The organism is Candidatus Anaeroferrophillus wilburensis, from assembly GCA_016934315.1.
GTDB lineage: Bacteria > Desulfobacterota > Anaeroferrophillalia > Anaeroferrophillales > Anaeroferrophillaceae > Anaeroferrophillus > Anaeroferrophillus wilburensis.
Window position 1 is genome coordinate 22,410 of the sequence record JAFGSY010000038.1, and the last position, 14,070, is coordinate 36,479.

General features: G+C 53.0%; 11 protein-coding genes. All 11 read right to left on the reverse strand.

The window, feature by feature from the left end; genetic code table 11:
* Complete coding sequence (locus tag JXO50_09620) at positions 1 to 555, reverse strand: 2-oxoacid:acceptor oxidoreductase family protein (protein ID MBN2333347.1); 555 nt, start codon at positions 553 to 555, stop codon at positions 1 to 3.
* A gap of 130 nt (positions 556 to 685) precedes the next feature.
* The gene (gene recR / locus JXO50_09625; protein ID MBN2333348.1) at positions 686 to 1,285 is read right to left on the reverse strand and encodes a recombination protein RecR; all 600 of its coding nucleotides are present in this window, start codon (positions 1,283 to 1,285) and stop codon (positions 686 to 688) included.
* A gap of 120 nt (positions 1,286 to 1,405) precedes the next feature.
* Positions 1,406 to 1,804, reverse strand: coding sequence for a methylmalonyl-CoA epimerase (mce, locus tag JXO50_09630; protein ID MBN2333349.1), 399 nt, complete (start codon positions 1,802 to 1,804; stop codon positions 1,406 to 1,408).
* On the reverse strand, positions 1,788 to 2,756 hold the full coding sequence (meaB, locus tag JXO50_09635) for a methylmalonyl Co-A mutase-associated GTPase MeaB (GenBank protein ID MBN2333350.1): 969 nt from the start codon (positions 2,754 to 2,756) through the stop codon (positions 1,788 to 1,790). The genes mce and meaB overlap by 17 nt, the downstream gene beginning before the upstream one ends.
* Before the next feature lie 11 nt (positions 2,757 to 2,767).
* Positions 2,768 to 3,166, reverse strand: a complete 399-nt coding sequence (locus tag JXO50_09640) for a cobalamin B12-binding domain-containing protein (GenBank protein MBN2333351.1) — start codon at positions 3,164 to 3,166, stop codon at positions 2,768 to 2,770.
* 32 nt (positions 3,167 to 3,198) lie between these two features.
* A complete protein-coding gene (locus JXO50_09645) occupies positions 3,199 to 4,866 on the reverse strand; it encodes a methylmalonyl-CoA mutase family protein (GenBank protein ID MBN2333352.1) in 1,668 nt (555 codons plus the stop codon).
* Between the two features lie 225 nt (positions 4,867 to 5,091).
* On the reverse strand, positions 5,092 to 6,645 hold the full coding sequence (locus tag JXO50_09650) for a methylmalonyl-CoA carboxyltransferase (GenBank protein MBN2333353.1): 1,554 nt from the start codon (positions 6,643 to 6,645) through the stop codon (positions 5,092 to 5,094).
* A gap of 319 nt (positions 6,646 to 6,964) precedes the next feature.
* Entirely contained in the window at positions 6,965 to 9,115 is a 2,151-nt protein-coding gene (locus JXO50_09655) for an LPS-assembly protein LptD (GenBank protein ID MBN2333354.1), read from the reverse strand.
* Between the two features lie 134 nt (positions 9,116 to 9,249).
* Positions 9,250 to 9,846, reverse strand: coding sequence for a flavodoxin family protein (locus JXO50_09660; protein MBN2333355.1), 597 nt, complete (start codon positions 9,844 to 9,846; stop codon positions 9,250 to 9,252).
* 7 nt (positions 9,847 to 9,853) lie between these two features.
* Entirely contained in the window at positions 9,854 to 11,143 is a 1,290-nt protein-coding gene (locus JXO50_09665) for a bifunctional folylpolyglutamate synthase/dihydrofolate synthase (GenBank protein ID MBN2333356.1), read from the reverse strand.
* A gap of 9 nt (positions 11,144 to 11,152) precedes the next feature.
* Positions 11,153 to 13,822 carry a DNA polymerase I gene (gene polA / locus JXO50_09670; protein ID MBN2333357.1) on the reverse strand — a complete coding sequence of 890 codons (2,670 nt, stop codon included), beginning with the start codon at positions 13,820 to 13,822 and terminating at the stop codon, positions 11,153 to 11,155.
* Positions 13,823 to 14,070 lie beyond the last annotated feature (248 nt).

Below are 14,070 nucleotides of genomic sequence, written 5' to 3' on the forward strand. Positions count from 1 at the left end.
CTACTCCTTTCCTGCCACGATCGTTTCTTCGTAGGCCCGCATCATGGCCTTTATATTACGAGGGGCAATGCGGCCAAACCGGGCTTCCAAAGGAGCAACCAGGGCTTCCACCGGAATAATCTCCCAGCCCTTTATCAGGGCCCCCAGCATGGTGGTATTGGTAATCGGCAGGCCAAGCTCCTCCATCGCTATGCTGGAGGCATCCACCTGGGCCATGGCCGTCTTAAAACCGAATTCCCGCCGTAGATCTTCAATGGTTTTGCCGCTGTTTATCACCAGCAGACCATCCCTTTTGAGCCCTTCTTCAACATCGACTATTTTGAGGACGGAAGGGTCAAGGACAACAACGATATCAGGGGCATAAACCTTGGTGCGATTGCGAATTTTTGTTTCGCTTACCCGGGCAAAGGCAACAACCGGCGCCCCCCGCCGCTCTGGCCCAAAACTGGGAAATGCCTGGGCATATTTCCCTTCGTTGATGGCAGCTATGGCCAGCATTTCCGCCGATGTTACTCCGCCCTGCCCGCCTCTTCCGTGAACTCTGACTTCAATCATGAATGTTCTCCTTGCAATCCCGGAATTCGTTACTGAATCCTATCCCGCCAGGAACTCCGCAAACAGGATTTTGCCTGTTGCATCCGTTGCCGGGCTTTTGCCATTCTGGTTGAACAATTGTCACTGCAGACTATAATCTGCAACGCCCAAGAATCGATTTTTCAATGGTCACCGGATCCATATATTCAAAATCCGCCCCCACCGGTAAACCGCAGGCAGGCCGGGTTATCTGAACATTGAGAGGCCGCAGAAGATCAGCGATGCAGGCTGCAGTGGCATTACCCTCAACGGTAAGGTTGGTTGAGACAATGACCTCTTGAATTCGTCGGTGAATAACCAGACTTTTCAGGATGTCGAGCCGCAGGTCCTCCGGCCCAACGCCCTGGAGAGGCGCCACGGTTCCATGAAGAACAAAATATCGGCCGGTAAATGCCCCTGATTTTTCAATGGCACTCACATCGGCAGGGAACTCCACGACACACAGCTGCTCTGCATTGCGGCCGGCGCGGGAACAGAGGGGGCACGGATCAACGTCGGTTAAGTTCTGGCACTCCGAACACAGGGTTAGCTGGTTTTTCACGTCACGGATAGCCTCGGACAGCTGCAAAGCATCATGTCTGGCCATATGGACCACATGAAACGCCAGCCGGTCAGCGGTTTTTCTGCCCACACCCGGCAGTTTCATCAACTGCTCAACCAGCTTTCTGAGTGCTTCGGGATATTCGTACATGGCAGTCCGATCACGCTGGCAGAACAACCCAGAAGAGAGGATATAGAAAGATATGGATATTAATTTGTATACAGTATATTTTGACGGCGGCTTTGTCAAGTACAATTTATCTGAACAATGCTACTTCTGCGATATCTCCGTCAGCACCCCGCGGGAACTTTTAGGATGGATAAACGCAACCCGGGCACCGTGGGCACCGGGGCGGGGCGACTCATCAATCATCCGTGTTCCTTTCTCCATCAGACTCTGGACATCCTCTTCGATATTACTGCTGGCATAACAGACATGATGAATCCCTTCCCCTTTAGTGGCTAAAAACTTGGCCACCGGCGAGTCTTCACTGGTTGGCATCACCAACTCAATATTGGTCTCGCCAATTTTGAAAAAAGCAACTTTTACCTTCTGGGAAGGAACCTCCTCCACGCCATGGGCTTCGAGTCCCAGCATATCACGATAAAATCGGGAGCTTTCTTCGATATCATGGACAGCAATACCTATATGATCAATTTTCTCCAACATCATCTCCCCCTGTTTTCTGCCAGCAGCAACTGACACCCATTTCACTAAACAGCTTCTCCGCCCCCTCCAGCGGAGTCAACTCCTTGCGGCACACGTCGTCGACCAACTGCCCAAAGCCCGGAAAAGAGGCAGCCAGATCGACAATCCCGTCCATCAGATAGGTTCTCAATTCCTGCTGGACATTGCTTCTGAATTTTTCCTCGTCCAAACCAGCCTGCTGGACATACTCGCGGTGGGCATAGATGCCTGCCAACAGCTCCCCGATGCCCACATCATCTCTGGCAACCGTCTGATGGATGGTCGGCTTCCAGTCGCCGGTTGCCATATCCAGCATGGCCCGCAACTCATTGACCAGCTTTGCCGAACCCTCGCGATCGGCTTTATTCACTGCAAAGATATCGGCAATTTCCATCACTCCGGCTTTGGCAATCTGAATGGCATCCCCAAGGCCGGGGACCATAACCACCACGGTGGTATGGGCTATTTTGACAATATCAACCTCATCCTGACCAACGCCCACTGTTTCGACAATAATAACATCTTTGCCGGCAGCGTCAAGCAGGTGGATCACATCCACCGTTGTCTTTGCCAAGCCGCCCAGGTGGCTTCTAGTTGCCATGCTACGGATAAACACCCCTTCGTCAAGGGCATGCTGCTGCATACGAATCCGATCTCCCAGAATGGCGCCGCCGGAAAAGGGACTTGAAGGATCAACGGCAATCACCCCCACGGATTTTCCCTGGCTGCGCAGCTGGGTAATCAATTTGTCGGTAAGCGTACTTTTTCCAGCTCCTGGAGGACCGGTAATACCAATGAGAAAAGCATTGCCGGTTTTCGGAAACAAAGCCCTGAGCAGCTCCTTTTTCCCGGGCCGGTCATTTTCAACAATGGTTATCGCTTTAGCCAGCGACCGGATATTGCCGGCCAAGAGACCTGTAATAATGGTATCCAATCAAAACCCCTCTAGACCTGCACATACTCATGAATAAACTTGATCGTCTCCTCGGTGGAGGATCCGGGCCGGAAAATCTCCCTAACACCGGCCGCTTTCAACCCCGGGATGTCAGCATCAGGAATGATGCCGCCGCCAAAAACCAAAATGTCGGCCGCCCCCTTGTCCTTAAGAAGCTGGACAACCTTGGGAAACAGGTTGTTATGAGCTCCAGACAGGCAGCTGAGTCCCACCGCGTCAACATCTTCCTGAATTGCCGTCGCAACAATCTGTTCAGGGGTTTGGCGAATACCGGTATAGATAACTTCCATGCCGGCATCCCTGAGCGCTCGGGCAACCACTCTGGCACCGCGATCATGCCCGTCAAGACCAGGTTTGGCAACCAATACTTTTATCCGTTTAGCCATCATTATTTCCTCCCTTGTAAGGACCCAGGCATGGGCTACAGCTCCCGGTATTCTCCATAAACGTGGCGCAAGACTCCGCAAATTTCTCCCAGGCTGGCATACGTTCTGACCGCCGACACAATGGCTGGCATCAGATTCCCACCGGTTTCTGCCACCTGCTGCAACTCCTTAAGGGCGGCACCAACCGCATCATTATCCCGGCCACCCTTTACCTGGGCCAGCTTGGATTTCTGCTTCAGCTCCATTTCCGGCTTGATGGTCAGCAGGTTTGCAGGAGGGGCTTCCTCGACGGTAAATTTGTTGACGCCGACGATCACGGTTTCATTAGCTTCCACCGCTTTCTGATAGGCATAGGCGCTGTCACCGATTTCCTGCTGGATATATCCCGCCTCAATTGCCTTCACAACGCCGCCGAGATCGTCAATCTTCTTGATATAGGCCATCGCCTGCTCTTCTATCTGGCTGGTCAGGGATTCCACCAGATAGGACCCGGCCAGTGGATCAATACTGTCTGCCACACCACTCTCATAAGCAATAACTTGCTGGGTACGCAAAGCAATACGTACCGAATCCTCAGTCGGCAGACAGAGCGCTTCATCGCGGGAATTGGTGTGCAGGGAATTGGTACCACCAAGAACAGCAGCGAGGGCCTGCATGGTTACCCGAATAACATTGTTATCCGGCTGCTGAGCGGTGAGCGAACAACCCGCCGTCTGGGTATGGAAGCGCAGCATCATGGACGCTGGTTTTTTGGCGCCGAAGCGCTCTTTCATCAATCGGGCCCAGAGGCGGCGGGCGGCACGAAACTTGGCCACCTCCTCAAGAAAGGTATTGTGGACATTGAAGAAAAAGGAAAGCCGTGTGGCAAAGTCATCGACATCAAGGCCGGATTTCACGGCGGCATCTACATAGGCAAGGCCGTCAGCGAGCGTAAAAGCAACTTCCTGGACCGCCGAGGAACCGGCTTCACGAATATGGTAACCACTGATGCTGATGGTGTTCCAATTGGGCAGATGATCCTTGCAGTAGGCAAAAATATCGGTAATGATTTTCATCGATGGGGAGGGAGGAAAGATATAGGTCCCACGGGCAAAATACTCTTTCAGGACATCATTCTGAATCGTCCCCCGCAGCTGTTCGGAACTTACTCCCTGCTTTTCAGCCACCGCCACATACATGGCCAGTAGAACCGCGGCCGGCGCATTAATGGTCATGGAGGTGCTGACTTTGTCAAGCGCAATCCCATCAAAAAGGGTTTCCATGTCAGCCAGCGTATCGATGGCAACGCCAACTTTGCCAACTTCACCCTCAGAAAGTTCATGGTCCGAATCATAGCCGATCTGGGTGGGCAGGTCAAAAGCTACGCTCAGCCCGGTTTGGCCGTTTTCCAGCAGATATTTATATCGCTTGTTGGTTTCCTCTGCCGAGCCGAAACCGGCGTATTGGCGCATGGTCCAGAAACGTCCACGATACATGGTCGGCTGTACCCCGCGAGTAAAGGGATAGACCCCGGGAAAACCGATGTTATCAGCGTACTCTTCTGCAGGACAGTCCGCCGGCGTAAAAAGGCGCTTCATTTCAATGCCAGATGTGGTGGTGAAACTTTCACGCCGCTCAGGAAAGCGGGCACAGGCCTTGTCCACCAATGCCTGCCACTGCTGCTGACGCTGTTCCAACTGCTGTGAATGTTCTTTACAGGTCATGCCTCCATACCTCCCTTGTCCCAGTGACGCCAGCGGCGTCTGGACACTGATGTAATAAAACCCCCTCTCCCCAGGCCCGCTGGGCTACTTCCCGCAACGGTCACCAGGGCTTCCATTCACTGTTGATCGGTGCAGCAAAGACGCCCGGGCTTTCAGGACGCCATCCCCGTCACCAACCACCACCCATTCATTTCATCTACGCATCTACACGGGTGACGGACTGAACTAAAGGGGAATATTCCCGTGCTTCTTAAACGGTTTTTCCTCTTCCTTATCCTGGAGCATTTCCAGCGCCCGAATAATTTTAATCCGAGTCATTTCCGGTTTTATCACCTCATCGACAAAACCATAGGAAGCCGCTCGGTAGGGATTGGCAAACTTTTCCCGGTATTCATCAGTCAGTTCCCGGCGTTTTGCTTCCGGATCATCAGAACTTTTCAGTTCGCGGCCGAAAACAATATTCACCGCCCCGTCGGGACCCATGACGGAATATTCAGCGGTGGGATAGGCAAAATGGATGTCAGAACGCAGCTGTTTAGAAGACATGGCACAATAGGCACCACCGTAGGATTTTCTGGTGGTGATAGTAATCTTGGGCACCGTTGACTCGGCATAGGCAAAAATGATTTTGGCACCGTGACGGATGATGCCGCCATATTCCTGGGCCGTCCCGGGCAAATATCCGGGAACATCAACAAAGGTCAGCAGCGGGATATTGAAACAATCACAAAAACGGATAAAACGGGAACATTTATCAGAAGCATTGATGTCCAGGCAGCCGGCCATAAAGTTGGGCTGGTTGGCAATGATCCCCACTGACTCGCCATTGAAGCGGGCAAAACCAATCACCATATTGGGCGCATATCGGGGCTGAATCTCAAAAAACTCATTGTAATCCGCGACCCCCTTGATGATTTTTTTGATATCATAGGGCCGGCGGGGGTCAGCAGGCACCACCTCATTTAATTCCGGCAGGATGGGCTCCACCTCGCCGTCATACGGATAAAGGGGGGCTTTCTCCCTGTTACTCTGGGGCAGGTAGCTGAGGAGCTTTTTGATGGTATCAATGGTTCCCTGGTCATCCTTAGCCGCCAGGTGGGCAACACCGCTGACACTCATATGGGTTGAAGCGCCACCCAGCTTTTCCTGGGTCACATCTTCGTTGGTTACCGTTTTGATAACGTTGGGACCGGTGATAAACATATAACTGGTTTTCTCAGTCATCACGATAAAGTCCATAATTGCCGGGGAATACACCGCGCCACCGGCACAAGGACCGAGGATACCGGAAATCTGGGGAACAACGCCGGAATAGATCGTATTCCGATAAAACAGCTCGGCATAACCACCCAGGCTTGCTACGCCTTCATGAATTCGGGCGCCACCTGAATCGTTGAGACCGACAAAGGGTGCGCCGGCCGTGGCGGCCATATCCAGCACCTTGCAAATTTTCTGGGCATTGGTTTCGCTGAGGGTGCCACCAATGGCGGTAAAATCCTGCGCAAACGCAAATGTCAGCCGGCCGTTGACCTTACCGTAACCGCTCACCAGACCATCGCCGACAATTTTTTTCTTTTCCATGCCAAAATCGGTGCAGCGATGGGTAACAAATTTGTCAATTTCCTCGAAGCTACCCTGGTCAAAAAATGCCAGCATCCGCTCTCTGGCAGTCATTTTCCCGGACTCATGCTGCTTGGCAATCCGGTCTTCACCACCACCAAGTTCCGCGGTTTTATTCATCTCTTCAAGCCGTGCAATTGCTGCTTCGTATTGCGTCATTCCCTTCCTCCTTAAGGATGTTTTTACAGGTATCGCCAGCAGCTTACAACCCGCCTCCCCACCCGTAAATACTGCAAAAAAACATGCCGTCAGCGTGGCAATCCACCCGTTGCAAGGTATTTGCGATCTTCCTTACACCTGCCTTCAGGCACAAAAAACCTGTAATGTAGTTCGCAAGGCCCTCACTATTGGATACTGCATGCAATATTATAAAAGATGATTCCTTGTCAAGACTTAATGCCCGCAAGAAACCTCAGCTGACATCCCTACGTAGGGACTGCAGATGCAGCCGGACTCCGAAGATCAATCAGTGATCCGTCTACTGACCAAATGATCCCAAGCCGTTGAGCGTCAACAGCATTCTGAACTGGAGATCATAGGGCTGATGCTCTTCGGCCACCGAAAAATCGATCGCCCAACACTGGGGATGGTAGTTAACGCCATAAACACTCTCCCACAGCAGGTTGTCAAGCAGCGAATACCGAATACTGCCATACAGATCAAGGGTCATCAGCAGGGGAAGATAGCCGGTCAGGGTATATTCTTCCAGCCGGTCACGCTCATAGCGATATTCCAAGGACAGGCGATCATTGCGCGTATCATGCCATGAAGCAAGCGACGAAAAACTTTCCAGCCAGGTATCATAAGGATTAAACTCACCTTCAACCTTGCCATAGAAATACTTCCTGCTCCAGAATTCCAGCTGGGCTTCAATGTTGGAAAAATCGTCAGTGGAAGAAAACTGGTCGCCGTTCGGCTCATTAATAAGGTTGTAGGACTGGCTAACCTTGGCTTTGAGATATTGGTGATAGGTATAGCCCTCACCACTGGGGCGCGGGAATCGTCCGATGAGGCGGCTGACCAGGCCATAGGTAATGTTGTTTTGCTCATACAGGCGGTCAAGCGCGTCAAAACGCGGCAGATCACTCTGGTCCTCATCTGAAACGTACCAGTAGGTGACCGTCGGCTCGATGGTATGAAGCAACCGGTCAATCCCCAGAACCTGGGCGTCATAGACACGCTCCAGAACTGTCTTTACCTCGACGCCTGCCTCATAAAGCTCCCGGGAGGCAGTTTCTGAACCTTCATTTTCCCAGTCGGTCATATACGCTGTTTCGCGGACCCCCACACCAGGGGTCACTTCCAAAGGACCAAGGTGGAAAGGAAGGGTAACCCTTGGATAGAGATCGAAACGGTGCCCCCGATCCCCGGTTTCCCGCCAGAAATTGACGTAGCTTGCATCCAGCTGCCCATAAAACGGGCTGGTTCCCAGCTGCTGTTCAAAAGCGGTCAGGGTTATCTGGGGCAAAAGCTGCATAACTGCATCATTATGCGGCTTGACCAGCGAATCATAGTAGAGAAACTCCGCCGTCAGGTTGGCATAGCTCCAGTTTTTTGCAAGAAAGATGTTGGAACGCAGCTCGTTATCCGTCTGATAGTCCACATCATCCAGCGCATCGATAAAGGTCGCGGCAAAAGCATCGGGAAAATCATCAAGGAAGGCATTATCACTAACAAAATTCAGATGGGCACGCAACATGGCACCATTGGCAAAGTCCTGATAATGGCGGCCGGCAAATGACCAGCGGTCAACCTCCGTGTTGGGGTACAGCTCCTTGTCCTTCGCCAGATCATCATGGAGATAACTGCCTCTCACCTCCCCTTTGGCCCTTTCATTCAGCACGTAGCGGTACTCAGCGCCAATTCCAGCCCCTCGATGGCCGTAGGTATCAAGGAAAAATGTGGCATCCTGATTTTCATCAATCGCCCAGAAATAGGCATTTTTGGTAACCAGACCATCCTCCTGCCCATAGCCAAGGTAGGGGAAGAGAAGTCCGCTTTGCCGGCTGGTTTTAACAGGAAATATTCCCTTGGGCAGATAGATAACCGGCACTTCCTTGACCTTGAACACCGCACCGTCCACCACCCCATAACCGTCTTTGGTAACGTGCGCCGAATCACAGTCGATCTGCCAGGCAGCTTTGGCGGCATCACAGGTGGTCAGGATGCCCTTCTCCACCTGGTATTCATCGGGACCTAATTTGTCTATGCGGTCACCGGTGATATAGTAATTCTTCTCCTTGATGAACACCCGCCCCTGCTGAACCACACCGGTCTTGGTATCGAGATTGAACTTCAGGTAACGGCAGGCAAGGTAATCTCCCCGGTCACGCATGAGCACATTACCCCAGGCCTCAAACTCCCGCGTCCGGTTGTCGAGAATCACCCGGTCAGCCTTGAGTTCCATCGACTCCTGGGTGACCACCACCTCTCCTTGGGCGACATACCGGTTCAGGACCTTGTCGTAGAGCAGATGCCGGGCTTCAATATTGACCGTATCAGCGGCCGGCGCTCCGTCAAAAACAGCACCAGCATCAACCGGCAAGACCATCATCACCACAACCAGCACGAAAAGGAACAGCATGAAATGCGCTGCCCTCCCTTTCTCCTCATAACCTGTCGCGCTCATTAACTCTCCTCTTGCTTACCGGAAAGCCTGATTGTTTTATCGGGCTTTCATTCATTTCGGCACGGTGATGTTTCTGATCTGCCGTCTGGCACAATCGTCGCCGTTATAGCATCCGGCAAAACCCCGTACAACGTCTAAGCTTGTCCTTCCTGCAACGACAGAACCAGGTCTTTCCCACTCTGATAGGCTTCTTCAAGATATTCTGGATAGCTAAGCACATCATCGGCCCCGTCCAGCCCACGATAGAGAAGTGAACGCCAGAGCTCCGTGTCTAGGGCATCAAAGAAATAGCGGACAGTCAGCGCTGCGCCAGTGAACAACTGCCTACCCCGGGTTGCGCCAGCAGCGATAAACAACCCTTTTTTCCAGTTGCCGGGCTGATTAAAGGGCACTTTGTCAAGCCAGTATTTTTTTACCCAGCGCGACTGGAAGCGGTCCATAAAAGCCTTGGTATGACCGCTGACCGCATAAAAGAAGATCGGCGAACTTAAGATTATACCCTGGCAGCTTTCAAGCTCATCAACCACCGTCTGAAAATCATCCTTGATCACACACCGGCCGTTCTGACGGCAGCCGTAGATCTCCAGGCAGGGAGAAATTTTAAGATCCCGCAGGACAAACTCCACCACCTCTGCCCCACTGTCGCGGGCCCCTCTGACTGCCTGACCGGTCAGGCGGGCAGTATTGCCCTGCCGGCGAGGACTACCATAGAGCACGCCGATTTTCTTCATGCCCTGCTCATTTTTTATTTTTGCCACCATTATCCATCAACTGCAGTGCCTCACCAACACAATACAGAGAGCCGGTCAGAAACACCAGATCATGCACGCCTGCCCTACCCCTGGCCAGTTCCACCGCCTCGGCAATTGTTTCGGTACGGAAAACCTCCGGGCAAAACTTCTTCACCGCGACATACAGTTGTTCTGTTGAACAGGATCGGTCCAGTTGCGCCCGGGTGACAATTACTTCGGCCGCCAGTGGCGCCAAGCGCGAAACCATGGCCTCCACCCGCTTATCTTTCATTGCCCCAATCACCAGAATCAACCGGCGGCCCTCGGCCAGTTGCCGCAAGACCGGTTCCAACGCCCGCACACCATGGGGGTTGTGGGCACCGTCAACGTAAAAATCCGGCTGTTCGCCGATTTTTTCCAGCCGCGCCGGCCAGTGACTCTTCTCAAGGGCTTTACGCACCTGGTCATCATTTATGCTTAGTAGGCCTTGGTTTTGCAGCAACTCAAGGGCGCAAAGAGCCAAAGCAGCATTCTCTTTCTGATAATCACCCAGCATCCGCAGGTGGAGTTGAGGAATGCGTTTCGTCAAGCCCAGATAGCTGAAAAAGCCATCGTTTTTCTTCCGCAGGCGAAAATCACGACCGAGAAAAAACGTCGTGCCGCCCAGGGTGCGATTTCGCCCTTCGAGAAAGTCCCTGATCCGCCGGTTGCGTACTCCGGAGATCAGCGGCGTCCGTTTCTTCAGGATGCCGGCTTTCTCCCCGGCCACCGCCAACAGCGTATTCCCCAGGTATTCCTCATGCTCCAAGGCAATATTGGTAATGATGGTCAGCAGGGGGCTGGCTACCACGTTCGTGGCATCAAGGGTACCCCCCAAGCCGGTTTCCAGAATAACCAGGTCAGGTCGACAGCGGTAAAAATGGATCAGGGCCATCGCCGTCGTGAAATCAAAGAAGGTAACGATCCGGGGAATGCTTTCGGCCACCGGCTTCAGCTCCCTGGTCAGCGAGACAATCTCCTCTTCGGTGATGGGATTGCCATCAACAACAATCCGCTCAGAAAAGTGACGCAGGTGCGGCGATGTATAGACCCCGACCTTGAGACCGGCTTCCCGTGCCAGATCTTTGAGGAATGAGATGGTCGAACCTTTGCCGTTACTGCCTGCCACATGGACAATGGGCAGCTGGTCCTGGGGATTAGCGAATGCGGCTGTCAGCTGGCTGATGTTTTCCAGTCCCAGGCTGATGCCGAAGTGTTCCAGGTTATAGAGATATTCAAGGGTCTGCTGAAAATCCATGCTCATCTCTTAATGGGCCTCAAGCCAGTTGTTACCCACCCCAATGTCCACCAACAGTGGCACCCGCAAGGCGGCGACTTCTGTCATTTCCTTACGGACCATCTCCCTCAGGGCCTCAAGTTCAGCCGGAAACACTTCGAAAACCAGTTCGTCATGAACCTGCATGATCATGGTTGATTGCCACCCTTCGGCAACCAGACGCCGGTCGATGGTGATCATCGCCTGTTTGATCAGATCCGCTGCCGAGCCCTGGATGGGACTGTTGACCGCCATTCTCCTGGCCATTTCCCGCCGATTGGGATTCCGGCTAATAATTTCCGGCAGGTAACGGCGTCGACCAAACATGGTGGTCACATAACCCTGCTGCTCCGCTTCAGCAACCAGACGATCAAAATACTTTTTCACCTGCCCGTAGGTGGCAAAATAGTTTTCTATATAAGCTTTTGCCGTTCCCCTGTCAATCCGCAACTCCTTGGCCAGACCAAAGGCGCTCATGCCGTACAACACCCCAAAATTGACCACCTTTGCCTCCCGCCGCATATCCGGAGTCACCATCAGGGGCAAGACGCCGAAAATTTTCGCCGCCGTCAGGCCATGGATATCCTCTCCCCGCTCAAAAGCAGCCACCAGTTCCCGGTCCCCGGATAAATGGGCCAGAATACGCAGTTCGATCTGCGAGTAGTCCGCCGACATAATGAGATTGCCTCGTTCACCGACAAATGCCCGCCTGATATTGCCTCCCTCTTGGCCACGGATGGGAATATTCTGCAGGTTCGGGTCGCTCGATGAGAGCCGACCGGTGGCAGTTACCGTCTGATTGTATGAGGTATGTACCCGGCCGGTAGTCGCATTGACCAATTTCGGTAGCGCCTCAAGATAGGTCGATCTCAACTTGGCCAGGGAGCGGTAGCTGAGGATTTTTTCCGGCAGCGGATGGTGCTGTGCCAAGTCTGTCAATACATCTACATCCGTTGAGGCACCGGTTTTGGTTTTCTTGAGAACCGGCAGGTTCAGCTGGTCAAAGAGCACCACGGCCAGCTGCTTGGGAGAGCTAATGTTAAAAGAACGCCCGGCCAATGCATAGATATCCTCTTCCATCATCGCCAGTTTGTCGCGATAATCAGCTGAAAGCTCCTGCAGCAGAGCGATGTCGAGCTTCACCCCCGCCATTTCCATGCGCATCAGCACCGGCATCAGCGGCATTTCCAACTCATGAAAGAGGTCATCAAGCCCCTCCTGAACAAGTTTTTCCGCCAGTTCTTGGTGCAGCAGCGAAGTCAGGCGTGCATCTTCACAAGCATAATCGCGGGCCTGCGGCAGTGCAACTGCATCAAAGGTTTTTGCCCGCTTGCCACTGCCCACCAGATCTTTAAACTCCGTTGGTGTATGATGCAGCAGTTCCTGGGCTATCGCCGAAAGACTGTGCCGATGTCGCGAAGGGTTGATGACATAGGAGGCAATCATGGTATCAAAGACATTGCCTGCCAGTGGCAGGCCGCTTCTGGCCAGGACAATCATATCATATTTGATATTATGGCCCCATTTTTCAATCTGCGGATTGGCCAGCAGCGGCCCCAGGCAGGCAACGACATCACCCAGACTGACCTGCTGGGGTGCCACATCCGACCGGTGGCCAACCGGAATATAGTGGGCCGCATCATCTGTCCACGACACCGAGATCCCCACCAACGTTGCCGCCATGGGATCCGGGGAGGTCGTTTCCGTATCAATGGCGAAGCCATCCTGTTCTTTCAGCTGTCGACAGAAATTTTCAAGCTGCTCTTTTGCCAGAATCAACTGGTAGCCGGTGGTTGTTATGGCTTTGCGGGGGGCAATTTTTTTTGCCAGCCGGTAAAACTCAAGCTCCTGAAATAGATCCTGGAGCTGCGCATAATCAGGTTCACGGCGGACCAGGTCCATCATTGGAATCGACAAGGGGACATCATCAGCCAAGGTCACTAATGTCCTGGAAATCCTAGCCAAATCTGCATGTTCCACAATTTTCTGCCGCCAGCCGGGACGCCCGATATCATCCACAGAAGCCAGCAGGTTTTCCAGCGAACCAAACTGCTGCAGCAGAGCAAGTGCCGATTTTGGCCCTATCCCCGGGACGCCGGGAACATTGTCCGATTTATCACCGGCCAGCGCCAGCAGATCGAGCAACCGCTCCCCCGAAGCCCCATGGCGCTCCTCCACTTCGTCAATACCATAGGTTTTCTCTTTCATGGTATCAACCATAACCACACCGTCGCCGACCAGGCTCATGAGATCCTTATCCCCGGAAACAACAACCACCTCATACCCACTTTCAACCGCCCGCCGGGTATAGGTGGCAATGACATCATCAGCCTCGTAGTCATCGCACTGCAAAACGCCGATTCCCAATGCTTCAATAATCCTGGTGAAATAGGGAAGTTGCTGCACCAGATCGGCTGGCATGGGCGGCCTGGTAGCCTTGTAGTCATGATAAACCCTGTTTCTCCAGGTTGGTCGTCGGGCATCCATAGCAACAGCAATATAGCCCGGCTTTTCCTCCTCCAAAAGCTTTACCATCATGGTGGTAAAGCCATAGATGGCATTGGTAGGCTGACCAGTAACCGTCGTCAATGGGGGAATTGCGTGGTATGCCCGATAGATCAGCGAACTGCCATCAATGAGATAGAGTTTACCTTTTTTCATCGCTCGCACCCCAGCCGGTCGGCATTATATAAGGCCGTTGGCTTTCGGGGAAAACGATTACATCGTTCCATATTCATTAACCTTATCTCCGCGCTCCCAAGTCTACCAAGGCGATGCACCACAATCGGGAGCAACCCGCATGATGGCGTCAACCATCGGTGAACTTGCAACACGCCTCTTGAGATCAGTAACCCCAGCTGCGAGATGCGCTGGCATTCGGCGGGTTGCATACTCTGGGGATCGATTGC